This window comes from Saccharibacillus sacchari DSM 19268 (genome assembly GCF_000585395.1).
GTDB classification, from domain to species: Bacteria; Bacillota; Bacilli; order Paenibacillales; family Paenibacillaceae; genus Saccharibacillus; species Saccharibacillus sacchari.
Window position 1 is genome coordinate 814308 of record NZ_KK073875.1, and the last position, 25399, is coordinate 839706.

Consider the following 25399-nt stretch of genomic DNA (forward strand, 5'->3'; position numbering starts at 1 on the left):
CAAAATCCTCATTTCCAAATCACATTTGCTTGATTGCGATGTCGGTCGGCTTACAGAATCCGCTTTCTCAATTTTTTCAAAGCTTTCATGTTCCGTTCGGAATAAGGCGGGAATTTACCCGAAAAGCGCAGGTAATGATACGTGCGGACACTCGTTTTTTCGTAGCTGAACGCCATGAAACCGGCTTTGCCGTGATAAGCCCCGTAGCCGCTGTTCCCGACCCCTCCGAACGCGATATGTGGACTTGCGGCATGATGGATCACTTGGTTGACGCTGGTCGTCGAGGACCGCATATAGTCATTGAACCGTTGAATATGATGCTTGTCGGTACTGAACAGGTAGCCGGTCAACGCGTCGCGCTGAAGGGTGCCGCCGGACAATAACGCATCCAGATCGGCATAAGGAATGACCGGAAGAACCGGACCGAAAATTTCTTCCTCCAGAACCGGGCTTCCCGGCCGAATATCCGTCAATACGGTCGGCGCGATAAACCGGTCGGCGCGATCGTGATCCCCGCCGTGCCGTACGGTGCCTTGCCCGATGAACGCAGCCACTTTTTCAAAATGGGCATCGGTACAAATTCTGCCGTAATCCGCGCTTGCTTGAGGCCGCTCGCCATAAAAAGCGGACAGCGAAGCCGAAATTTCGTTCAGCGTTTGCTCGTATACGGATTCATGCACGAAAAGCGTATCCGGCGCGATGCAAGTCTGGCCCGCATTCAGAAATTTCCCCCAAACGATGTCTTTGACAGCTGCTTCGGAAAAGCCCGTTTCGTCGACGATGCACGGGTTTTTGCCGCCCAGTTCCAAAATAACCGGCGTCAGCCGCTTGGAGGCCTGTTCGGCCACTAGCCTACCCGTTTGCCCGCTGCCCGTAAAAAAAATCAGATCAAAAGAAGCCGAGGTCAATGTGCCGGCGACCTGTCCGTCTCCCGTCACGACATGCACTTGTTCGGGAGGAAATGCTTGATTGATGATGGTTTGTAGCAGCTCGGCCGTTGCCGGCGCGTATTCGGACGGTTTGACGACGCAGGAGTTCCCGCCGGCGATCGCTCCGATTACCGGCATCAACGTAAGCTGAACCGGATAATTCCACGAACCGATGATCAGGACGCTGCCGTGCGGCTGCCTTTTTTTTCGGAGAACTTCCAGATAACCCAATTTCAGATGCCGGGAGCTTGTTGATCGGTTCCATCTGTTCAAACGTTTGCACACATGATCGATTTCGTTCAAGAGAACGGCAAGCTCCGAGGAAAACGATTCGAAAGCCGGCTTGCCCAGATCCGCATACAGAGCATCGGTCAGTGCTTTTTCGTGCTCCGTCAGCAGGGCCTTCAGCTTCAAAAGCCGTTTTTTGCGCATTTCGTTGGAAGGGCTGCCTTCAGGCAACCCTTCTTTCCGCTGCTTTTCGGGCAGGCTTTGCAAAAAAAAGATTCGATCATCCGTCAAAGGTTCAGCGCCGGGCATGGGACGCATCCTTTTGCACGATTTTTTTGCTGACAAGCTGACCGCTCAGCGTCACCATAGGCATGCCGCCGCCCGGGTTCACGGTTCCGCCCACGAAATACAGGTTGTTGTAAAGTTCGCTTTCCTTGGCATGCTTGAAGCCTTTATTTTTTTTGCGGTCCGATACCGTTCCGTAAATGGCGCCGCGGTCCGAGCCGTACGTGTTGCGGATATCTTCCGGCGTCCACATGTCTTTGGTGACGATATTGGCCCGCAAATCGTCCAAACCCATTTTCTCCAACTTCATCAATACGCGCTCGGCGAACTGCTCGTATTCCTGCCGGCTGATCGGTTTGTTATCCTGAATGTAAGGAATATGCGGCAGCACTTTGATATTCTCATGGCCTTCGGGCGCCTGCGACGGATCGGTTTTGTTGACGTTGACCAAATAAATGACCGGATCGTTCGGCAGCTTATGATCATGGAAAATAGACTGCATTTGCTGCTTCATGTTTTTCGCGAAAAAGAAATTATGATGGCGAAGCTGTGGATAGCTTTTTTTCACGCCCAAATGCAGAACGAGACCGGAACTTGCCGGTTCGAATTTCTTTTTCAATTTGTCCACGAAGCCGCTGTCTTCTTCAAGCAGTCGTTCGTACACCGGAATGACTTCCATGTTCGATACGTAATAATCCGCGGTCAACCGGGTTCCGTCTTCCAACCAGGCGCCCGTGATGGCGTTTTTCTTTTTTTCGAGCTTGGTAATCGGCTTCCCGAAATGAAAACGGACTCCGATCTCTTCGGCAAGCTTCACCAGACCGTCCGCCAGCTTATTTAATCCGCCGGGCACGTACCACAAGCCTTGATCATGCTGCATGTAAATCATCATGTTCAACACGGCCGGCGCGTCGTAAGGCGACGAACCGACGTATTTGATAAAGTACGACAGCATGTCGCGCAGCTGCTTATTGCTGATGCGTTTATCGATCGCTTCGTGAACGGTGGAAAACAGATCGAAATTTTTCAATGCGCCAAGCAGGGTGGTATGCTTCATGATTTCTTTCGTCGAATCGACGCCTTGCTTGAAATAAGTTTGATCAGTCATATCGTAAATCTTTTTGGAATAATCCAGCAGTTTCTGATACTCGCGCATATCCTTTTTGCTCAAAGACGGATTGTTTTCGCCCATTTGCTTCAAGTCTTCGTACAAGTCGATCACGTTTCCGTCCGGAAAAAAGGAACGCCATTGATGGTCCAGCCTTTCGATCCGCACGTAGTCGTTCATGGATTTGCCGCTGGCGTTGAACAAATGCTCGAACACGCGGGGCATCGTCAGAATGGACGGACCCAAATCAAAACCGAACCCGTCCTGGTCCAACCGGTTCAACTTGCCCCCGATATGATTATTTTTTTCGTACAATGAGACCTCGTATCCCGCCTGCGCCAACGATATGGCCGCCGACAATCCTCCGAGCCCGCCTCCGATAACCAATACGCTTTTCTTTGTCGTGTTCACTTAACTGATTTCCCCTTCCCGTCCGTCCAAAATGTGGTGCGATGCCGTTATGTACGTTTTAAGCGTCCGTGCGACTTTTTGCCAAGCTTCTTCCGCTTTTTCTTTCGGTCCCAGATGGCTGAACGCGTGCTTGCAATCTTTGAACAAGACCTGCTCCACGCGCACGCCGGAAGCTTTCAAATTTTTCGCGTAGCGCTCGGCTTCCGGCCTGAACGCATCGTACTCCGCGATCAGAATCAGCGCAGGCGCCAATTGATTATTCACCGTCGCATAAACGGGAGAAGCGAGAGGATTCTCCGCCTGCCCTTTTTGCGGCACGTAACACAAGTTCAAAAAGTGGGCAACTTGAGGATACCGGGCACGCAGCGCATCCGGTTCCGGTTTATTCGAGAACGGAGTGGCAAAATCAAGCATCGGGCAGTTCAGCACTTGAAGCAGCGGCTGGGCCTCTCCTTTTTGTTCCAGATACAGACAAAGGGCAGCAGCCAGATTCGCGCCGGAGCTTTGTCCGCCGATCATGATCCGCCGCGCGTCGAGATTCAACTCGTCGGCGTTGCTTTCGATCCACCGAAAAACTTCGTACAGCTGTTCGATCGGCTTCGGAAAAGGATACTCCGGCGCTTTGGCGTACTCCACGTTCGCCACGACGCATTCGGCCCGGTTGGCCAGGTAGCGGCAGTACGGATCGTCCATTTCCTTGTCGTGCATGATGAAAGCTCCGCCGTGCAGATTGATGTAAACGGGGAGTTTGTTCCGTTCGGCATCCAACGGATAATACAAGGAGAGATCCGCGGTTTTCACGGATGTTTCGACCTTCAGTTCTTTTTTTTCTTTCACTGGCTCAAAAGGGAGCATAGGCGTTTTGAGTGCCCGATTGGGCAGGAGACGAAGCATCCTTGCAGCCATAAGAGTGAACAATAAGATAACCTCGCTTTTTTTACCGTTTGAATAGGAGCTTGTCAACTCTTAATCAGAGGTTTACGTTCGGCTGAAACGCACACGGTTTAGGTGCGTTTCAGGTGGGCGTAACCTTACATTTAATGTTGACAAGGTAATGGGTCATGTGTTGTTGCTAAAATGTGCTCTCTACTGCTATTACCCTTTATTTCATTAAAGAGACTCAGATAGCACAAAAAAGCGTCAAACCCTGAATGATCAGAGTTTGACGCTTGTTGTTGGAAATTTATTACATCATGCCGCCCATACCGCCCATGCCGCCCATATCCGGAGCAGCAGCGCCGGCAGGTTCCGGTTTGTCCGCGATTACGGATTCGGTCGTCAGGAACATAGCCGCTACGGAAGCCGCGTTTTGCAGAGCGGAACGCGTTACTTTCGCAGGGTCTACGATACCCGCGTCGAACATGTTGACCCATTCGCCGGTTGCGGCGTTGTAGCCGATGCCGACTTCTTCTTTTTTCAGACGGTCCACGATAACGGAACCTTCTTCGCCGGCGTTAGCCGCGATCGTGCGGATCGGCTCTTCCAGAGCGCGCAGAACGATGTTCACGCCTGTTTTCTCGTCGCCGGTTACCGTCAGAGCCGCTACGGCTTTGTATACGTTAACCAGAGCCGTACCGCCGCCGGATACGATACCTTCTTCAACGGCTGCGCGAGTCGCGTTCAGCGCGTCTTCGATACGCAGTTTGCGTTCTTTCAGTTCCGTTTCCGTTGCTGCGCCGACTTTGACAACCGCTACGCCGCCGGCCAGTTTAGCCAGACGCTCTTGCAGTTTTTCTTTGTCGAACTCGGAAGTGGTTTCTTCCAGCTGCGAACGGATTTGGTTCACGCGAGCATCGATGTCGGACTTGTCGCCGGCGCCGTCTACGAGCGTCGTGTTTTCTTTCGTTACGCGTACTTGACGAGCCGTACCCAGTTGATCCAGCGTCGCCGCTTTCAGTTCCAGGCCGAGCTTCTCGGTGATCACTTGACCGCCTGTCAGAGCCGCGATATCTTGCAGCATTGCTTCGCGACGGTCGCCGAAGCCAGGAGCTTTAACCGCAACCGCGTTGAACGTGCCGCGCAGTTTGTTCAGGACCAGCATCGGCAGAGCTTCGCCTTCCACGTCTTCGGCGATGATGACGAGGGCGCGGCCTTGCTGCACGATTTTCTCCAGCAGCGGCAGGATGTCCTGAGTCGTGCTGATTTTCTTATCGGTGATCAGGATGTACGGGTTCTCCAGAACCGCTTCCATCTTGTCCGTGTCCGTGATCATGTAAGGGGAAATGTAGCCGCGGTCGAATTGCATGCCTTCCACGACTTCCAGCTCCGTTGCGAATCCGCGGGATTCTTCGACGGTGATAACGCCGTCTTTGCCCACTTTTTCCATGGCTTCCGCGATCAGTTCGCCGACTTCTTCGTCAGCTGCGGAGATTGCCGCGACTTGAGCGATCGATTGTTTGCCTTCGATCGGTTTTGCGATGTTTTGCAGTTCGGCTACGGCCGCTTTTACCGCTTTGTCGATCCCTTTGCGGATAACCATAGGGTTGGCGCCTGCCGTTACGTTTTTGAGGCCTTCGCGAATCATCGCTTGAGCCAGAACGGTCGCCGTCGTCGTACCGTCGCCGGCTACGTCGTTTGTTTTGGTCGCAACTTCTTTAACCAGTTGAGCGCCCATGTTTTCGAAAGCGTCTTCCAGTTCGATTTCTTTCGCGATCGTAACGCCGTCGTTCGTGATCAACGGGCTGCCGAATTTTTTCTCCAGTACCACGTTGCGCCCTTTTGGACCGAGCGTTACTTTTACCGCGTTTGCCAGTGCGTCCACGCCGCGAAGCATCGAACGACGGGCTTCTTCTCCGAACAGAATATCTTTAGCCATTATCGAATAACCTCCCTGAAATTATGGATGATGGAGCCACTTGTCTTGCTTGATCCGAGTCTTGCCGAAACGCTTATGTGTAAGGATGACACTTAGGCCAGGATGGCGTGAATGTCGCTTTCTTTCATAATCAGGTATTCTTTACCTTCGTACTTCACTTCGGTACCGGCATATTTGGAGAACAGGACACGGTCGCCTTCTTGGACTTCGAGCGGAGTGCGCACGCCGTCTTTCAGAATGCCGCTGCCTACAGCGATAACCTTGCCTTCTTGCGGCTTCTCTTTCGAAGCATCCGGAAGCACGATGCCGAACGAAGTCGTTTCCTCCTGCTGGATCGGTTCTACGAGTACGCGTTCACCCAACGGTTTAATCATGAAAAATAGCCTCCTTGAAAGGTTAATTGAGAAAAGCGGTATTGCTTCATTGTTAGCACTCGACAACCTCTAGTGCTAACAGCCAAGTTTTATATTACTAGTCTCCGCGCAAAATTTCAAGTCCCCCCGCACAAAAAAAGACTCCCTTGAATGCCCAGGGTCGTCCTTCTTGTTCGGCGCTCCTTCAAAGACCCCAGCAACCTATTCCCCAAGGAATCGGTACTCGAATCTTCTATTGCCGATATTGGCCTGTTACCATAAGCAGCGCTTCCGGCAGTTGATCCATGATCGCCGCAAAGTTCTCGTGCACGCCTTTCGGCGTTCCCGGCAGGTTCACGATCAGCGAACGTCCGCGAATTCCGCAAATGCCGCGGAACAGCATCGCCGCCCGATTTTTTTGCATGACGCTCATGCGCATGGCTTCAGCCATCCCCGGTACTTCACGCTCAATGACGCGCTTGGTCGCTTCAGGCGTCACGTCGCGATTGGCCAGCTCCGTGCCTCCGGTCGTGAGGACCAGATCCGCTTGAAAATAATCGGTCATTTCGATCAATGCAGCCATAATCTCATCCAGTTCGTCGGGTACGATCCGGTATTCGATAATCTCCCCGCCCACTTCTTCTTCCACCAGCTCCCGGATCACCTGCGCGCTCGTATCCTCCCGCTCGCCTCGTGCTCCCTTATCGCTGGCCGTCAAGATTGCCACTTTCCACAGCATGAGGTCACCTCTTCTCATCCATCGCTCTTCTTGCTCCCCGCGCATCACGCAAGGACGCGTTCATCTCTAAATCTATATGGCTCCGCAAGGCCGATCATCGAATATTCAGGCATTGCCTGTCGTACTCGTCATACCGGCCGGCACGATCAGAAGTTCCAGTCGAAAGTCGTGCGGCTCCATCGGCACTTCCGCCACGAGCTGCTCGTCGAAGGCCAATGCCCAATATGCGGGTGCGGCTCCAGCAACGAGGAAACGCTCAGCCAGACAATCATAGAAGCCGCCCCCGTAACCGATCCGTCCTCCTTTAAGATCGAAGGCCAGTCCCGGCACGAGCACCGCGTCGAGTTCGCCAAGCCGCTCTTCCGGCCACTCCGGCAATTCCGCTTTCGGCTCGGGAATGCCCCAACTTCCCGGCACTTCGTCCGCAGCATCGCTCATTTCCAGCAGCCGCATGCGGCGGGTTCCTTTTTCGATCCGCGGCGCCAGAACGATATCGCCGCGCATTCGGCACTCGGCCAGCAGCGGACGCACGTCCAGTTCGCTGCGAAAAGACAGATAGCCGAGCACGACCAACGGTTTCCCTTTGCGTTCGCGCAGCGTATCCAGCCGACTTGCAGCCAATTCGCACACGGCAGCCGAGTATAACGGACGCAGCGATTGCGGCACTTCCTCCCTGATTCGCTCCATTCGGCGCCGAAGCTCCACCTTATCCGCTACAGGTTCGATGCCGCTCGCCTCCCGAATTCTCTTCTGTTCTCTTTTTTGTTCTCACATGCTCAAGTTTATCATTGTTTTGCGCAAATAACCACCGCTGACGAAGCGCTTAAGTTCCCTAGGTGGCTTTTTCTCGTCAAATGTCCTTCTTCCTTTTGGTTTTTCGGCGCTATTAATGTAAAATAAAAAAATAAAAGACCCGCGAAAAGCGATGGAGGATACGGAAACATGCTACTGCAAGCTACGGGAATCACAAAAAGATACGGCGTTCAGAGCATTCTGGAAGGCATTACGTTTCAAGTGCTTGAACGCGAACGCATCGGCCTGGTCGGCGTAAACGGCGCAGGCAAATCGACATTGCTCAAGATTCTGGCCGGGGAAATGTCGCACGACGAAGGCCAGATTTTCAAAAACAAAGAAACGACGCTCGGCTACTTGGCCCAAAACAGCGGCTTGCAGTCGGATCGGACCATTCAGGAAGAAATGCTGGACGTGTTCGCCGATCTGCTGGATGCCGAGAAAGAGATCCGCGAGATGGAACTTGAGATCACCGAAGGTTCCTCCCACTCCGAACAGGACAAAGCGTACCAGGATCTGCTCAACCGATACGCGATGCGTTCCGACTGGTTCAGAGACCGTGGCGGTTACGAGATCGGTACCAAAATCCGCAGCGTGCTGCACGGCATGGGCTTTGGCGAATTTGATCCGACCACGGTTGTCTCGACGCTAAGCGGCGGTCAGCGTACCCGATTGGCTTTGGCGAAAATGCTGCTGCAAGCGCCGGATCTGCTCATGCTCGACGAACCGACCAACCATTTGGACATCGAGACGCTGACCTGGCTGGAGGACTATCTGCGCAGCTATGAAGGCGGCCTATTGATCGTTTCCCACGACCGCTACTTCTTGGACAAAACGGTCACGGCGATCGTGGAGATCGAGCGTCACCGCGCGCGTCGTTACACAGGCAACTACAGCCGTTATACCGAGGTCAAAGCTGCCGAGTACGAAGCCGATCTCAAGCAGTACGAAAAGCAGCAAGGCGAGATCGCGAAAATGGAAACGTTTATTCAGCAAAATATCGTGCGGGCTTCGACCACTAAGCGTGCGCAAAGCCGGCGTAAAGCATTGGAGAAAATGGATCGGCTCGACCGCCCGGCCGGCGATCTGAAACGGGCCAACTTCTCGTTCCAATCCGCGTACAGCTCGGGCAAAGACGTGCTGCACGTCGACGGACTGTCCGCTTCCTACGACGGAAAAGACAAACTGTTCCGCAATGCTTCGTTCGCGCTGAGCCGCGGCGAGACGGTTGCCTTGATCGGCCCGAACGGCGTCGGCAAGTCCACCCTGCTCAAAACGCTGATCGGCAAACGCCAACCGGACGAAGGCCGCATTACCTGGGGAGCCAAAATCCAAATCGGCTACTACGACCAAGATCAAGACACGCTGAATCCGCAAAATACAGTACTGGAGGAACTATGGGGCACCTATCCGCATATGGAAGAAGCCCGTATCCGTACGGTGCTGGGCAGCTTCCTGTTCAGCGGCGAAGACGTATTGAAACGAATCTCGGCACTCAGCGGCGGGGAAAAAGCACGCGTGCTGCTCTCCAAGCTCATGCTGCTCGAAGCCAACACGCTGGTGCTCGATGAGCCGACCAACCACTTGGACTTGTACAGCAAAGAAGTGCTGGAATCGGCGCTGATGGACTTTGACGGCACCTTGCTGTTCATCTCCCACGACCGTTACTTCCTGAACAAAATGGCGGAGCGCGTGATCGAATTGAGTCCGAACGGCATCGACGCTTATTTGGGCAACTACGACGATTACGTGGAGAAAAAGCAGGAGCTGGAAGAGATTGCGCGCGAAGCGGCTGTGTTGAGCGGCAATCGTCCAAAGCCATCCACGTTCAATTCGGTTTCAACGGCGGCAAGCGAAGAAACCGACGAGCAGAAGAATACGCAAGCTTCGTTCGAGGAAAGCAAACAGGCCAAGCGCGAAGAACGCAATCGCCAGCGTCGACTCGAGCAGTTGGAAGTCTTGATCGCGGAATTGGAGAGCGCCATAGCGGCACTTGAACTGGAGTTGACACTTCCGGAAATTTACGAAGATTACATGGCGATTCAAGAACGTCAGTCGGCGATCGATACCAACAAAACGCAGCTTGCTGCCGCTTTTGATGAATGGGAAACCTTGGCGGCAGAATAATTTTTTTGTCAAGGCACTTTTTCGCCTATCCCTGTTATCCACCGTGTTATCCACAGAAAACAGAGTTAACTCGCTATCTTACCGGCCGTTTTGGTCGGTTTTTTTGTTTTCTCGCGGCCTTTTTTAACTCCAAACCAATTTTATCCACTTTTTTATCCACATTATCCACAGATTTTGAGTTTGTGATTTGAAAAACATATCCCCTTTTGCAGACCAAACAGAGACGTTATTTGGCGGGCATTTGAGCCGGTTATCCACGAATCGAAGGGGATATGTGGATAAGTTTATTCAGGGATTGACAAGCGGAGGTAAAATGTGCGTAAAAGTCCTTATTGGATTCAAGATTCTTTTTTACAATTCGCTGACTGATTTCTTCAACGTTAAGAAGCATCCTGACAAACGCGAATCGCGTTCGTCAGGATGCTTCTTAACGTTGATGCTTCGCATAATGCGTGACCGGTTAAGGCGTGGCTTCGACCGACCAGCCTTCCAGCGACATGCCCGGCTCTCCCTTGATATACAAATCGCTGACTTCGCCGCGTATCCATTTGATATAGGCCGCCGCTCCGATCATTGCCGCATTATCCGTGCAATATTTCATAGGAGGGATCAGCAGCGGAATGTTTTCTGCTTCACAACGCGCCGTCAACGTGCTTCGTAAGCCGCCATTCGCCGCAACCCCGCCGCACAGCAGCAGTTGCTTCGCGCCGAACTCATGCACGGCACGAATCGCTTTTGCGACCAACACTTCGACTACCGACTCCTGGAAGCCTCGCGCAATACCGCCTTTGTCGACTTCTTCGCCTTTCATTCGGCTCTGGTTGACCAGATTCAGCACGGCCGACTTCAATCCGCTCAGACTGAAATCATAGGACCCCTCTTCCAACCATACGCGCGGTAGCGGTACCGCGGACTCGGAAGCTTGTGCCGCTTTGTCGACATGAGGGCCGCCCGGATACGGGAACCCCAATGCACGAGCCACTTTATCGTAAGCTTCGCCGACCGCATCGTCGCGCGTCTGACCCATGACTTCAAAGCGTCCCTCGCTCTCCATCCGCACGATCTCCGTATGTCCGCCGGAAACGACCAGCGCGATTGCCGGATATTGCACGTCTTCGATCAGTCGGTTGGCGTAAATATGTCCGGCGATATGATGGGTGCCGATCAGAGGCTTGTCCAGTGCAAAAGCCAACGCTTTCGCTGCCATAATGCCGACCAGCAACGCGCCGACCAGCCCCGGACCTTCCGTAACCGCTATCGCATCCAGCTCGTCCGGCTGAAGCCCGGACTCGGCGATCGCTTGTTCCAACAGCAGCGTAATGCACTCGACATGCTGTCTGGATGCGACTTCCGGCACGACTCCGCCAAAAGCTTTATGCGTTTCGATCTGGCTTGCCACGAGATTGACCAACACCTCACGGCCGTTCTTGACGATTGCGACCGAAGTCTCATCGCAGCTGGTCTCTACCGCCAGAATATGCACATCTTTGCCTGGTACATGCTGCACTTGTTCATTTGACGCGTTATTCATGCCTGTTACACGCTTCCTTCCGTATTTCCGGCCGTTTGCGGATGATCTTGAAAATCGATCCACATGATCACGGCATCCTCATTGTTGTCGGAGTAGTACCCTTTACGGATTCCGATCTCCCGAAATCCCATCTTGGCATATAAATTGCGGGCTACCTCATTGCTCACTCGGACTTCAAGCGTCGCGCGTTCCAGCCCCTGAGCCGCCGCTACGTTAAGCAGCGCACTCAGCAGCTGTTCGCCCAGCTTGCGTCCGCGATACGCGGTACGCACCGCGATATTGGTAATATGCGCCTCGTCGACGACCGTCCACATTCCTGCATATCCGGCCGGCACGCCGTCGACTTCCATCATCAGGTAACGGGCAAAATGGTTCATAGTCAGCTCGCTGCGGAAGGCTTGCTCCGTCCATGGCAGCGAAAAAGCCTCATGTTCGATGACCATGACATCCGGGATATCTTCGAGCCGCATGGCGCGAAAAGTTATAAACGGCTCGCCCGAAGGCTCTACCGATTCAGTTTCTCGATGCTGCATAAAATGCGGCCCCCTTTTATAGATAAGATTATTGCGGGTTACGAAGCAGATTCGCTTCCGCTTCTGTGACCTGCGTATAGTTCGGCAACAGCGAATGCGCCTCGGTCGTATCGCCTGCTGCAAGCTTGCGTTGTCCGATTCGACCGATCCAGCGCGCTTCGGTTACGCAATCCTGCAAGCGTACTTGCTCCAACGATAATCCGGTCGACTCGGCAATCGCAAGTACGGTGTCCGCATGCTTGGGCGTCTCTCCAGTAAACAGGATATAATCAGGTCGCTCGGACGGAGCAAGCGCCTTAAATCGTTCAGCAAGTGTCGCCGTCCAGTCGCTGGTGAGCAAAATGGCATCCTCTGCAAGACGACGCATGGAAAAACCGCTTAATGACGCATCGGAAACCGATTCTTTTTCTCCCGGTACGTTCGCTTCGAATAACGCGGTATAAGCCTGTCCGCGTCTGGCGTCGACAAGCGGGATAATCCAGATTCGTCCCTGGAGAGCCATAGTCTCGAATCCGGAAGCAGCTTGCGCCTCCAGGCTGGATACGGCGACTACAGGAAGTTTTAACGCCCAAGCCAGGGTCTTCGCTGTGGTTACGGCAATACGTACGCCTGTGTATGAACCCGGTCCCACGCCGACTGCGATTCCTTTTAGTTCACGCTTCTTTGTGTCCGATTCACGCAATACGCGCTCGATTTCCGGCAACAGATTCACCGAATGATTGCGCTCCGCCAGGTTATTGCTTTCGATCAGTACGTCGGCCCCATCCAGTACAGCCACGGCTTGCGCGGCGCTGGATGTGTCCAACGCGAGAATCCGACCCTGCGGCCGGTTATGCTTTTCCATCTTCTAATTCCCCATCCTTCTTCGATTCTCCTTGCCCTGCGCCTGCTTGAGTCATCATTAGTGCGGACTCAGGCAACGCTGCTATCCACTGCGCATAAGGAGTACCGACGCCTTCGCAATGAATGATTCGGCCTTCGCCTCCCGTATGCTCGATGCGCAAGTTCAGGCGTTCTTCCGGCAGCAGATCGGGAATGATCGAGGCCCATTCGACCAGCGATACGCCGCGGCCTTCGAAATACTCATCCAACCCCAGATCCTCCGCTTCATCCTGCGAGATCCGATATACATCCATATGATAGAGGGGCAGACGCCCTTCATATTCCTTGATTAACGTAAAAGTAGGACTGTTCACGACACCCTTGACTCCCAGCGCGGCGGCAAAACCTTGCGAAAACTTCGTTTTCCCCGCGCCCAGATCGCCGTCGAGCGCGATGATCGTCCCCGGCTGAGCCAAATTCGCAAAGTATTCGGCCAACGCGGCGGTATCGGCTTCACCGTGCGATACCCACGATTTCGTTACTTTTTCATATGCGTGCACGCTTTCTTCCACCTTCGCTTCCTGTCCGGTCAACTCATGACGTTCAAGCCGGCCGGTTGTTGATCTCCTCATTATAGCGCAAATGACGGATGCTCAACACTCCCCTTTATGCAACGTCCCTTTTCCGGAATACCCAAAAAGTCAACGCTAGGAACACCACATAATAGACAGCCAAGACGGCGATTGAAAACCCGAGCGTCGTAACGCCGTAATTCCCCGTGTCCGATGCCAGATACTGACCGAGATTCAAGTTGGCGAAGATCAAATAACGACCGATCTCATATTGGGACGGATTCGCCAGCAGCGTGACCAAAGAGCCCATGAAGATCAATACGATCGTCAGCGCTACGGAGAGCGAATTGCTGCGGAACAGCGATGCGAACATAAAGGCCATCGTCACGTACATCAATGTATCGACCAGACGGTATAACAACGCCCACCAGAAATAATCGGCCAGACTTCCCGCCAATTCTCCCAAAATATCGCTAGGACCCGAAGACGTGTCGAATAACAACGCGGACATCCCCAGACTGACCAACATAAGCAGGGCGTACAAGGTCAAAATGAACAACAATATCGATACGTATTTGGAAAGCAAAATGTTGATCCGGCTCCACGGGCGAATCAACAGCAGCTTGATCGTCCCGCGGGAAAATTCGCCGGCTACCGAATCCGCCGCGACGGCGATCGAAAATACCGTCGGCAGGAACCAGAATTGCAGCATCGTGTTCATGGAGCTCCATACGCCGATTCCGTCGCTGATAAAGTGGAACAATACGGGCATCAGAATCGCGACCAGCAGCAGAATGCCCAGCATGATCCACGTACGCGTCCGGGCATGGATTTTAATATTTTCATTATGCACTAATCGGAAAAAGTTAGACAATCTGCCCGCCTCCCGTCATCTCCAGGAATTGATCTTCCAACGAACGCTTCTGCGGACGAATGCCGTATACCGCGATGCCCGCTTGCACCAGGCGCGCATTGATTTCGGCAATGCCTTCGCGGTTCGTGCGCACCACCAATCGACCGTCGCGAATTTCGCCTCCCTCAAGCAAGGCAATCGCTTCCTCTATTTGCTCTACATCGAAGATCGTTTCAAGCAGGGTCTCGGCATCTGATTCTGCGTTCAACTGCCGAACGTCGATCAGCTTGCCCGCCTGGATGATCGCGACCGAATCGCACATCAGTTCCATTTCGCTGAGCAGGTGACTGGACACGAACACCGTTGTCCCTTCGCGGCGCGTCAGCTCACGCAGATAGTCTCGCAATTCGCGAATGCCCTGCGGATCGAGACCGTTGGTCGGTTCGTCGAGAATCAGCAGCTTCGGCCGATGCAGAATCGCTTGCGCGACGCCCAATCGTTGGCGCATACCCAGCGAATAGGTGGACACTTTGTCATGAATCCTGTGCTGCAAGCCCATGAACCGAACGACCTCGTCGATACGCTCTTTGGATACGTCGGATCTCATTCGGGCATACTGCCGCAAATTCGCATAGCCGCTGAGATAACTGTACATTTCGGGATTTTCGACGATGGCTCCGACCTGCGTGATCGCCTGCTCGAAATTTCTCGCAATGCTGTGTCCGCCAACGGCGATATCACCCGCGGTGAGTTTCATCAAGCCGGTCATCATGCGGATCGTCGTCGTTTTCCCCGATCCGTTCGGTCCGAGGAATCCGAATACCTGTCCGGGCGGAACATCGAGCGTCAGCCCTTCGATGATCGTTTTGCGCCCGATTTTTTTGACGACGTTTTTGAAACGGACGATGGGTTGGCCGACGTTATCGTCGTTTGTTTGAGCAATTTTATCGCTGATGGATTCCATGTGCATTCCTCCTTTTGATGATTTCTGAAAAACCCCTACGTTAACAATGTAACATAGCTTGGCGTCCCGTCTGTTTATTTTCATTAAAAAAGCCTACCCGCTTCTCTAAGAGAAACGGGTAGGCTTGAGGCTGTCAAATCATTGCTTGAAAAGCAAACCGGTAATTAGCCGCCGGTACGAGCCAGCTCGCGCATATTGGCTTCGAACGCCGCAAGCAGCGCGGCTTCGCCGGTCAGACCTGTCGATTCCGCTTTCTCGATCTGCTCCAGCATACGCTTGTAGTCTTTCGGAATGACGCGGACGAAGCGTGTCGATGTCTGTTCCCATCCGTCGAGAATCAGCTTCGCTACACCGCTATCGGTCAGCTCGGCATGACGCTCGATCATGCTGCGGACTTCTTCTTTTTCCGCCGCGTCTTCGATCGTCTCAAGCAGCACCATCTCCAGATTGCAACGATCCACGAAGTCGCCGGATCCGTCATAGACGTAAGCGACACCGCCCGACATCCCTGCCGCGAAGTTGCGTCCCGTTGTGCCGAGGACGACAACGCGTCCACCCGTCATGTACTCGCAACCGTGATCGCCCGTGCCTTCGACGACAACCTTGGCACCCGAGTTACGAACCGCGAAACGCTCGCCGGCGATCCCGCTGATATAGGCTTCGCCGCCCGTTGCGCCGTAGAGAGCCGTGTTGCCGATGATGATGTTTTCTTCGGACTTGAACGTCGATTTCGGATCGGGCTTCACAATAATTTTGCCGCCTGAAAGACCTTTGCCGACATAGTCGTTGGAATCGCCGGACACTTGAAGCGTAATGCCTTTCGGCACGAATGCTCCGAAGCTTTGACCCGCCGAACCGGTAAATCGCAGCGTGATCGTATCGTCCGGAAGTCCGGCCGCTCCGTATTTGCGAGTGACTTCGCTGCCCAGAATCGTGCCCGCCGCGCGGTCTACGTTCGTAATCTTGAAGTCGGCTTCAACCTTCTCTCCGTTCTCCAATGCAGGAGCGGCGGCAGTCAGCAGTTCGCGCATATCGAGCGTGTGCTCCAGGCCGTGATTTTGCGTCTGCGTGCGGAACGGCGAGCTGCCTTCCGGAAGCTGCGGAATATGCAGCAGCGGAGTCAGATCCAGGCCTTTCTTTTTCCAATGGTGCGAAGCGTCGACCGCGTCCAGGCAATCCGTGCGTCCGACCATCTCTTGAATGGTACGGAAGCCGAGGGTTGCCATCAGTTCGCGCAGATCTTCGGCCACGAATTTCATGAAGTTCACGACATGCTCCGGATCGCCCATGAAGTTTTTGCGAAGTTCCGGGTTCTGCGTCGCAACGCCGACCGGACATGTATCCAGCTGGCAGACGCGCATCATGATACAGCCGACCGCCACGAGAGGCGCTGTCGAGAAGCCGTATTCTTCCGCGCCGAGCAATGCCGCCACTGCCAGATCGCGTCCCGAGAGCATTTTGCCGTCCGTCTCCAATACGACGCGGTCGCGCAGATTGTTCAGGATCAGCGTTTGGTGCGTTTCGGCAAGACCCAGCTCCCACGGCATGCCCGCGTGACGGATCGAACCTTGCGGCGATGCGCCCGTGCCGCCGTCGTAACCGCTGACGAGAATGATATCGGCGCGGCCTTTGGCAACGCCTGCCGCAATCGTGCCTACGCCCACTTCGGATACCAGCTTCACGTTGATGTCCGCGCGCGGATTGGCGTTTTTCAAATCATAGATCAGCTCGGCCAAATCTTCGATCGAGTAGATATCGTGGTGCGGCGGCGGCGAGATCAGACCTACGCCCGGCGTGGACCCGCGGACTTCCGCTACCCAAGGGTAAACTTTGCGGCCCGGCAGCTGTCCGCCTTCGCCCGGTTTCGCGCCCTGCGCCATCTTGATTTGAATTTCGTCGGCGTTGACCAGGTAGTTCGAGGTAACGCCGAAGCGTCCCGAAGCCACCTGCTTGATCGCGCTGCGGCGGGAATCGCCGTTTTCGTCCGTCACGAAGCGCGCCGGATCTTCACCGCCTTCGCCCGTGTTGCTTTTGCCTCCGATGCGGTTCATGCCGATCGCCAAGGCTTCGTGCGCTTCCTTGCTGATCGAACCGAACGACATGGCGCCGGTCTTGAAACGTTTCATGATCGATTCGATCGGTTCGACTTCTTCAAGCGGAACCGGTTCGCCGACAGGCTTGAGGTTCAGCAAAGCACGCAGCGTGAGATGCTTTTTCGACTCGCCTTCGACCAATCTTGCATATTTCTTGTACGTTTCGTAGTCGCCCGTGCGAACGGCGTGCTGGAGCAGGTGGATCGTTTGCGGATTGAACAAATGTTCCTCGCCGTCGCTGCGCCATTGGTAATCGCCGCCGGAATCCAGAACCTTGTCGATGCCGTCTTTGTCGGAGAACGCGCGGTTGTGCTGAAGCAGCGTGTCAAATGCCACTTCTTCCAGGCCGATGCCGCCGATGCGGGTCGGAGTCCAAGTGAAGTAACGGTCCACGAAGTCGGATTTGAGACCTACGGCTTCGAAGATCTGCGCGCCGCGGTAAGACTGGATCGTCGAAATGCCCATTTTGGACAAGATTTTCACGACGCCCTTGGTCATGCCCTTAATGAAGTTTTTGACGGCTTTCTCGTGCGAGATGCCTCTCAGCATGCCTTGCGAGATCATGTCGTTCAACGTCTCGAACGCCAGGTACGGGTTCACGGCGCTGATGCCGTAACCGAGCAGGAGCGCGAAATGATGCACGTCGCGCGGTTCGCCCGATTCGAGCAGCATGGTCACTTTAGTACGCGTGCCTTGACGAATCAAATGGTGATGCATCGTCGCAACGGCCAGCAATGCCGGAATCGCCGCATTTTCGCGATCTACGCCTTTGTCGGACAAGATCAGGATATTATGACCTTTATCGATAACGCGGTCGGCCGCTTTGCACATTTCGTCCAGCGCATCGCGCAACCCTTCCGCGCCGCGAGCGGCTTCAAAGAAGATCGGAATCGTCATTGCGCGGAAGCCCGGACGGTGACGGTGCACATGGCGAATCTTCGCGAAGTCTTCGTTGGAAAGGACCGGCGTGTCGAGCGAGATCATGCGACAGCTTTCCGGTTCTGCGACCAGCAAGTTGCGTTCCGCGCCGATTGCAGTCGAAGCCGAGGTTACGATTTCTTCGCGGATCGCGTCGATCGGCGGGTTCGTCACCTGGGCAAACATTTGCTTGAAGTAGTTGTACAGACGCTGCGGCTTATCCGACAGCACCGCGATCGGAGCGTCGTAGCCCATCGAGCCTGTGGCTTCAATGCCTGTGGACGCGATCGGTTCAAGCGTCTTGCGCAGCTCTTCGAACGTGTAGCCGAACGACAATTGCAGCTGCGTCACGTTCTCATGCTTCGGAGCCGGCGGCTCTTGCGCGTCAGGCAGCTCGTCCAGATTGATCATATGCTCGTTCAACCATTCGCGATACGGCTGCTCGGACGAGATTTGCTCCTTCACTTCTTCGTCCGAAACGATGCGGCCCTGCTTGGTGTCGATCAGCAGCATACGGCCTGGACGCAGACGGTCTTTATACAGAATGTCTTCAGGGGCCACATCGAGTACACCGGCTTCGGAAGACAGGATGATGCGGTCGTCTTTGGTTACATAGTAGCGCGCCGGGCGAAGTCCGTTACGGTCGAGAATCGCGCCGATTTGCACGCCGTCCGTAAACGCCATTGCAGCCGGTCCGTCCCAAGGTTCCATCAGACAGCTATGGTATTCGTAAAAGGCTTTTTTCGTATCATCCATCGTCTCGTGCTTGCTCCATGGTTCAGGCACCATCATCATGGCGACGTGCGGCAGCGAACGTCCGCTCAAGTACAAGAACTCAAACGTATTGTCGAACATCGCCGTATCGGAACCGTCCGGGTTGATGACTGGTTTGACTTTGTCCAGATCGGGACCGAACACTTCGCTCTCGAACAGCGTTTGGCGGGCGTGCATCCAGTTGACGTTGCCGCGCATCGTGTTGATCTCGCCATTGTGGATCATAAAACGATACGGGTGCGCGCGATCCCAGCTCGGGAATGTGTTCGTGCTGAAACGGGAGTGGATCAGCGCGATTGCCGAAGCCAACTTTTCGTCCGCCAGATCCGGGTAGAACAATCCCACCTGCGCGGTTGTCAGCATGCCTTTGTATACGATCTTAAGGCTCGACAAGCTTGGGATATAGAACGAATCGGCGCCTTCGCCTTCCGCATAACGAATCGACATCTCGGCCAGACGACGAATCACGTACAATTTCCGTTCAAAAGCCAAATCGTCCGTACCGTTCACTTCACCGCGTCCGATAAACACCTGGCGTACGCAAGGTTTAGCTGCTTTTGCGGAGAATCCGAGCGTGCTGTCGTCCGTCGGTACAGTGCGGAATCCAAGCAATTTCTGTCCTTCCGCCTCAATGATCTCGCCCAGCAAATACTCGTGACGCGCACGAATCTTGTCGTCCGTGGACAGGAACAACATGCCGACCCCGTAGTCCCCGGCTGCCGGAAGTGTGAAGCCCAGATCCTGAGACGCGAAAAAGTCGTGCGGAATTTGCAGCATGATGCCCGCTCCGTCGCCGGAGTTTGGTTCAGCGCCCTGACCGCCGCGGTGCTCCATGTTCTCCAGCATCGTCAAGCCGTCGCGAACGGTATTGTGCGAAGGCGTTCCTTTGATATTGGCAATAAAGCCCATGCCGCAGGCGTCTTTTTCAAACTGCGGATCGTATAGACCCTGTTTCGGAGGCAATCCAGTCATTTCATCAAACAACCTTTCTATAATGAAATTCATTCATCCCGACAAGGAGATAAGGGCGCTCGCGCGTAGCGCGCTGCTGAAAAGACATAGATATAAGAGAACAGACTCCTTTTCGCACCCAACGGAGGCTCCGCAGGGGTCAAAAAGCAGTCTTCCACATCCCGCAAAAAAAGCAGGTTCGCAGTTGGATTTTGAGTTCCCCCATTGTAACATTCGGCTCGCGCGACGCGCAATTTAAATCTTTTATGCGCCTGATCAAAATTACGGGTACGGAGAAGCATTAGTGCAGTGATGCGTTAGGCGGGACTATAGCCTGCCGCAAGGATTACAGGGAAAGACAGGTATGATTTTGAGTCATTATACGACAAAAAAAAGGCTTTGCCTACGCTTCTGGCGATTAGTCCAAGCAATGATGCAAAATGTGCAAAAGGATGAGAAAAAGGGAAGGCGCCTTGTTGTCGGCGCGGCAGGGCGGAAACCTGGGGGCAGCACGGGCGGCCCTGCGGGGGAGGGCGGTTTCGGTCGCGTGTTGCCTTCGGGAAGCCGGGCTTGTAGTTGGATGGAAGCTTCCCGAAGGCAAAGGCGATCGCTGGCGCTCCTACACCGCCCTCCCCCTCCGGACCTGTGGCTTCCGGGGTTTCGGCCGGCTGCGCGGCGAAACGGGGCTCCTTCCTTTTAGGGTGGAAGATAAAAGGGAAGAAGATCGAAGAGCAAAAGGATTAAGATAAAAGCGCAAAATTCGAAAAGCAAAGTTCAACAGCTGGGCTGGGCTGGGCTGGGCTGGGCTGGGCTGGGCTGGGCTGGGCTAACGGATTGTATGTCCTTTAAAATCCCAAATCAACCCCTGTTGCGATTTTAACGGATCGCATATCCCTTACATGTTCATTTTGCCGCTTTTCATGCCAAAAACAGAGCCTTTTTCATTCTAAGCGTCATCTGTTTCCGTTAGATTTTTCAGAAGCCCGAAAAAGGCCGCTAAGAGTCGTCTCGTTCCGTTAGAGATCGACTGAAGATATTAAGGCGACTCCGATTCAACAGAAGAAGAGCCAATTACTGAGTTTCGACTAGGGCGTGTACGCAAACTCCGATGGGAGCAGATTTTGCTGATTTTTCGTTCTCAGCAAGGAACTTTTCCGAAGGCGTGCCGGGGCACGTCGAGGGAAAGTGACGCAGCAGAGGGCGAAAAGGCAGCAAAAGATGTACGTCGTTGAGTTTGCATATACGCCCTAACTTGTACTAAAAAGCCGACCCTTTTGCAAAGGGTCGGCTTTTGATTCGGACGCTCGTGATGTTTAGACCAAGAACGCTTTTAACGCATAAACGAAGCTGTCCGTCCATCGTATACGTTTTAACAAAATCGCTTATCTACCATTATATAGAGCGTATCGAATAGAGCGATATTTCCGTTATGCTTGCTCGCTTTCCTGAACGCTTAAGCGTGTGCTTGTACCGGAGCCGTGGTTACGCTCGTCTCCGGGCTGCGAACATCGAGGTTGCGCAGGAAGTAGATCAGCGTCAAAATCATGCAGACGACGCCGATCGCGCCCATCAAAAGGGTCTGACTCCATACATGCTCGGTCAAACCGGTGGAGATTGCGGCTTTATAACCGATTACGGTATGGGTCATCGGCATCCACGGGTTGAAGCCTTTCATCCAATCCGGGATCAGCTCGAGCGGGAATGTGCCTGCGCTGGTGGTGAGTTGGAAGATCAGCAGCAGGAGCATCATGAATCGGCCCGGGTTATCCAACCAAGTGACGAATGCCTGAACCATCATGGTGAACGAGAAGCTGGTTACCCATGTGAACAGACAGAACAGCGCCACGCTTTGAACTTCGAGTTTTAATACGAACAAGGTCACGACGATTGCCAGTGCCGATTGCAGCAAGCTCATGCCGAAGAACGACAGGAAGCGGCTGACGAATCGGTTCCATCCTGTTGTCTCCGCGACGGAAGAACCACGCAGCGGAACGACCAGCGTCGAAATCAACGCCCCTACGAACAGACCCAATGACAGGAAATACGGCGCGAATCCGGTCCCGTAGTTCGGTACATCGTGATAGACGGTCTCGTTCAATTCCACCGGAGCGGCATACATTTGCGCGTTGGCATCGGCTTTATTGACATCAGCAGTCTCGACGGCCGCGTCGCCCAGCTTGGTTTGCAGTTCGCCGGAACCGTCGGCAAGCTTGGTTGCGCCGTCTTGCAGCTTGCCCGCTCCGTCTTCAAGCTTGCCTGCTCCGTCTTGCAACTTCGTCGCCCCGGAAGCCAAGGTGTCCGTGCCGGCACCAAGCTGCGCGGCACCGGAGGCCAATTCGCCTGCTCCGTTGCCAAGTTTGCCTGCTCCTGCACTCAATTGCTGGGCACCGGACGCTAGTTCACCTGCTCCGGCTTTGGCTTGTCCCAGCCCGGTATACAGCTGTTCGCTACCCGCAGATAGTTTGCCTGCTCCTGCGCTCAGGGTCTGTCCGCCAGCTGCCGCTTCATCCAGCTTAACGCCGAACTGTTTTAGACCTTCGCCAAGCTTTTGCTGTCCGGCGACCAGGCTGGCTGCACCGCTCTGAAGCTGCGTGCCTCCAGCGGCGAGCTGTTCCGCTCCGCTCAGCATTTGCTGCTGCGCGCTGTCAAGCTGCTGTGCTCCTGCACTTAGCTTCGCTTGGCCCGCGCTCAATTCGCTGCTGCCCGCAGCCACAGCCTTCGCCGCAGCCAACAACTTCTGCGCATCCGGGCTTTGTGCCAATTGCGGCGATGCTTGAAGCAGCTGCTCCAGTCCGTCCGCCACTCCTTGCGCGCCTGCATTCAATTGCGCGCTCGCTGCGCCGGAAGCGACAAGACCTTCTTTTAACTGCGTACTGCCGGCGGCACTTTGCTTCAAAGCATCCCGAAGGTTGCCTGCTCCTTCAGTCGCCTGACCAATTCCGGCTTGAAGCTGCGTCGCCCCTTGTGCTAGTTGCGTCGAACCACTCTCAATCGTACCATGTGCATCCGACAACTGGCCTAGACCGTCTGCCAACTGGCTAGCGCCTGCTTGCAGCGAGTCTGAACCGGTTTTCAATTGGGCAGCACCTTTTTCAAGCTTAACTTGTCCGTTTTGTAAAGTAGTCGCCCCGGCCGCAAGCTTATCCAGGTTTTCTTGAATCGTTACGGCCCCGCTCTGAAGCTTGAGGGTTCCTTCTTCCAAACGGCCTGCGCCGTCTTTCAATCGAACAGCCCCGTCGCCCGCTTGCGCCAGGCCGTCTTTCAATTGCGCAGCACCGTCTCTGAGTGCGCCGGCTCCATCGCCAAGCTCTCCGGCTCCGTCCTTCAGCTTGCCGGCGCCTTCGCCCGCATCGCCGAATCCTTCGGAGATCGTATCCAGCTTGACGAACAGCTTCTCGGTATATGTCTTCGTGACTTTTTCCGATACTTTTGTTTTAATTTCCTTCATCGCCGTCTCGCCGATCTGGCCTGCGAGGAAATTGTAGCCTTTATTCGGCGAAAATTCGATCTGGGCGGTCTGCGGTTGTTCGTCGAGTACAGTCGTCGCTTTTTGCGAGAAGTCCTCAGGGATCGTGATTCGCATGTAATACGTCTCGTCTTCCATGCCTTGGGCAGCCGTATCCGCATTAACGAACTGCCAATCGAACGACCCGTCCTTCTTTAGCTCATCGACCAAATCCTGCCCGGCTTGCAAAGTCGTCCCGTCATATTGCGCACCTTGATCAAGATTGACCACGGCAACCGGGATTTCGTCCATTTTGCCGTAAGGGTCCCAAAAAGCTTTAAGGAACAATCCGCTGTACAACACCGGAATAAACAAGACGACGATAATCGGAATCAGGATCTTCGGATTTTTCAAGTGCGTCTTCAAATCGTTGAAAAATACGGCTAAAGATTTCACTTCGTTTCTCTCCTCGGTTTCAAACTTTTCTATTTTTTAAACAGAACCGAATGACCATATTAATCATTTGGTCATTTTAGAGCAAAAAAACGGCCCGCTTCTTCAGCAGGCCCGTCGTTCCCGAGATAAACCCTCAAGGTGCGGCGGTAAATCCTTGCGTCAAAAAAGTAAACATATGACGCTTCAACTCTTCTTTCGACATCGGCGGGTGGTGCATCTCCCATTCGCCGGTTAACGCAACGAACAGCTTCAGCATGCCAAAAGCGATCACCTCGGCATTGCCTTCGCGGATCGAACCTTTTTCCATCGATTCGCGGATCACGCGTTCGAGGAATTCCAGAACGACGCTCTCCACCTTGAACAGCGCGGCCTTCGCCTGCGGCGTTCCGATATCCCGCAGTTCCTGCGACAGCTTCAGGAACAGCTCATGCTCCTCGCGGAATTCCAGAATCGCATCCAGCGCTTGATACACATTTTCGAAAAAAGGTCGTTCGGCGTGGATCTCGGCTTCGGCCCGGCGACGCAGCTCACGAATCGCATCCAGCAAAATTTCGTCGAACAACTCTTCTTTGTTTTCGAAAAAGGTATAGATGGTTCCTTTGCCCACATTGGCGATCTTCGCAACCTGGTCCATCGTGGTCGCTTTGTAGCCAAACAGCGAGAACGACTGGGCAGCCGCATGCAGTACCTGCTCGCGGCGGTCGACGACAGCCATATTCCCCCTCCTCTTTCTTTTTTAATAATATGACTAAAAAAACGAAACGGTCATTCGGTCAAATCTAATTTATCATAGCCTTTTCTGAATGGCAAGCTATTTCTCTTATTCGCTTCTTTACGATTTGAAAAAAGCCCTCTCCGTCAAGACGGAAAGGACCTGTCAGAAGAATGCTGTCTCACGCTTCTTAACTTCGAAGCTCCAGTGATTGCAACCTTCCGTTATACGTCGACGCTTTCGCGATTTTTAAGAGGAACACCTTCAATGCCGTCTTCCTTCAAGCCTGCGCAGAAAGCCTCGACATCCTGCTCGATCGCCGGGAACGTATTGTAGTGCAACGGAAGAACCTTCGGCGCTCCGATCCACTTGGCTGCAATGCGAGCATCTTCAGGACCCATCGTAAAGAAATCTCCGATCGGAAGTGCCGCAATATCGATGTCGTTCAATTCGCCGATGATCTTCATGTCGCCGAACAACGCGGTATCGCCTGCATGGTACAGCGTTTTGCCGCCCAGCGTCAGCAGAATTCCTGCCGGTTCGCCGCCATAAATGACACGGTCGCCCACGGTCAGCGAAGAGCTGTGGAAGGCCAGCGTATACTTGACTTTAAAACCATCGAATTGATGCGAACCGCCGATGTTCATCCCTACGGCTTTTACGCCTTGTTCCAGACAATAATTGGCCAGTTCAACAGGGGCAACAATCGGGCAATCGTTAGCTTTGGCAATGCCGATCGAATCGCCGAAATGATCGCCGTGCGCGTGGGTCAACAATACGGCATCCACTTTGATATCGGCAGGCTTGACTCCCGAATTCGGATTGCCGGTCAGGAACGGATCGATGATGACGGATTTACCCCCGCCCTCCACCAATAATGCAGAGTGCCCGAGAAACGTGATTTTCATAAACGACATGCTCCTTTCGCGTTCGAATGGACGTGTTTGAATAACGTGCGGTCACGTGTTCAAAAAACGGTTTTGCGTAT

At 54.0% G+C, this 25399-nt stretch carries 18 protein-coding genes; 1 reads left to right on the forward strand and 17 read right to left on the reverse strand.

Annotation, left to right across the window (positions count from 1 at the left end; all coding sequences use genetic code 11):
- Positions 1-50 precede the first annotated feature (50 nt).
- The 7 genes from SACSAC_RS03635 to SACSAC_RS03665 all read right to left on the reverse strand — a co-directional run bounded on the left by SACSAC_RS03635 (position 51) and on the right by SACSAC_RS03665 (position 7573).
- Complete coding sequence (locus SACSAC_RS03635; protein WP_156950937.1) at positions 51-1466, reverse strand: aldehyde dehydrogenase family protein; 1416 nt, start codon at positions 1464-1466, stop codon at positions 51-53.
- A complete protein-coding gene (locus SACSAC_RS03640) occupies positions 1453-2961 on the reverse strand; it encodes a phytoene desaturase family protein (RefSeq protein ID WP_037283589.1) in 1509 nt (502 codons plus the stop codon). Before SACSAC_RS03640 ends, SACSAC_RS03635 begins: the two co-directional genes overlap by 14 nt.
- Positions 2962-3762, reverse strand: coding sequence for an alpha/beta hydrolase (locus SACSAC_RS03645; RefSeq protein ID WP_342666441.1), 801 nt, complete (start codon positions 3760-3762; stop codon positions 2962-2964). It lies immediately after the preceding gene.
- Between the two features lie 385 nt (positions 3763-4147).
- A complete protein-coding gene (gene groL, locus SACSAC_RS03650) occupies positions 4148-5776 on the reverse strand; it encodes a chaperonin GroEL (protein WP_037283603.1) in 1629 nt (542 codons plus the stop codon).
- 92 nt (positions 5777-5868) lie between these two features.
- A complete protein-coding gene (gene groES / locus SACSAC_RS03655) occupies positions 5869-6150 on the reverse strand; it encodes a co-chaperone GroES (protein ID WP_037283609.1) in 282 nt (93 codons plus the stop codon).
- A gap of 232 nt (positions 6151-6382) precedes the next feature.
- On the reverse strand, positions 6383-6868 hold the full coding sequence (locus SACSAC_RS03660; RefSeq protein WP_037283611.1) for a MogA/MoaB family molybdenum cofactor biosynthesis protein: 486 nt from the start codon (positions 6866-6868) through the stop codon (positions 6383-6385).
- Positions 6869-6973: 105 nt separating this feature from the next.
- Complete coding sequence (locus SACSAC_RS03665; RefSeq protein ID WP_281175747.1) at positions 6974-7573, reverse strand: 5-formyltetrahydrofolate cyclo-ligase; 600 nt, start codon at positions 7571-7573, stop codon at positions 6974-6976.
- A gap of 237 nt (positions 7574-7810) precedes the next feature.
- Here SACSAC_RS03665 and SACSAC_RS03670 point away from each other — a divergent pair, with 237 nt between their 5' ends.
- Entirely contained in the window at positions 7811-9787 is a 1977-nt protein-coding gene (locus SACSAC_RS03670; RefSeq protein ID WP_037283616.1) for an ABC-F family ATP-binding cassette domain-containing protein, read from the forward strand.
- A 460-nt stretch (positions 9788-10247) separates the two neighbouring features.
- On the opposite strand, the gene tsaD is transcribed toward SACSAC_RS03670, so the two are convergent.
- The 10 genes from tsaD to SACSAC_RS03720 all read right to left on the reverse strand — a co-directional run bounded on the left by tsaD (position 10248) and on the right by SACSAC_RS03720 (position 25319).
- Entirely contained in the window at positions 10248-11318 is a 1071-nt protein-coding gene (tsaD, locus tag SACSAC_RS03675) for a tRNA (adenosine(37)-N6)-threonylcarbamoyltransferase complex transferase subunit TsaD (RefSeq protein ID WP_051506833.1), read from the reverse strand.
- A 5-nt stretch (positions 11319-11323) separates the two neighbouring features.
- On the reverse strand, positions 11324-11851 hold the full coding sequence (gene rimI / locus SACSAC_RS03680; RefSeq protein WP_051506834.1) for a ribosomal protein S18-alanine N-acetyltransferase: 528 nt from the start codon (positions 11849-11851) through the stop codon (positions 11324-11326).
- A gap of 28 nt (positions 11852-11879) precedes the next feature.
- Positions 11880-12695, reverse strand: coding sequence for a tRNA (adenosine(37)-N6)-threonylcarbamoyltransferase complex dimerization subunit type 1 TsaB (tsaB, locus tag SACSAC_RS03685; protein WP_037283618.1), 816 nt, complete (start codon positions 12693-12695; stop codon positions 11880-11882).
- The gene (gene tsaE / locus SACSAC_RS03690; RefSeq protein ID WP_051507455.1) at positions 12682-13233 is read right to left on the reverse strand and encodes a tRNA (adenosine(37)-N6)-threonylcarbamoyltransferase complex ATPase subunit type 1 TsaE; all 552 of its coding nucleotides are present in this window, start codon (positions 13231-13233) and stop codon (positions 12682-12684) included. The genes tsaB and tsaE overlap by 14 nt, the downstream gene beginning before the upstream one ends.
- Before the next feature lie 106 nt (positions 13234-13339).
- A complete protein-coding gene (locus SACSAC_RS03695; protein WP_037283620.1) occupies positions 13340-14119 on the reverse strand; it encodes an ABC transporter permease in 780 nt (259 codons plus the stop codon).
- Positions 14112-15062, reverse strand: coding sequence for an ABC transporter ATP-binding protein (locus SACSAC_RS03700; protein WP_051506835.1), 951 nt, complete (start codon positions 15060-15062; stop codon positions 14112-14114). Before SACSAC_RS03700 ends, SACSAC_RS03695 begins: the two co-directional genes overlap by 8 nt.
- A 164-nt stretch (positions 15063-15226) precedes the next feature.
- Positions 15227-19819 (reverse strand): glutamate synthase large subunit, encoded by a 4593-nt coding sequence (gene gltB, locus SACSAC_RS03705; protein ID WP_037283623.1) that lies wholly within the window; start codon positions 19817-19819, stop codon positions 15227-15229.
- Between the two features lie 1432 nt (positions 19820-21251).
- The gene (locus tag SACSAC_RS03710; protein ID WP_037283626.1) at positions 21252-23699 is read right to left on the reverse strand and encodes a YhgE/Pip domain-containing protein; all 2448 of its coding nucleotides are present in this window, start codon (positions 23697-23699) and stop codon (positions 21252-21254) included.
- A 133-nt stretch (positions 23700-23832) separates the two neighbouring features.
- Positions 23833-24414: a TetR/AcrR family transcriptional regulator gene (locus tag SACSAC_RS03715; protein WP_037283627.1), complete on the reverse strand. Its 582-nt coding sequence runs from the start codon at positions 24412-24414 to the stop codon at positions 23833-23835.
- A 221-nt stretch (positions 24415-24635) separates the two neighbouring features.
- A complete protein-coding gene (locus SACSAC_RS03720; RefSeq protein WP_037283629.1) occupies positions 24636-25319 on the reverse strand; it encodes a metal-dependent hydrolase in 684 nt (227 codons plus the stop codon).
- Positions 25320-25399 lie beyond the last annotated feature (80 nt).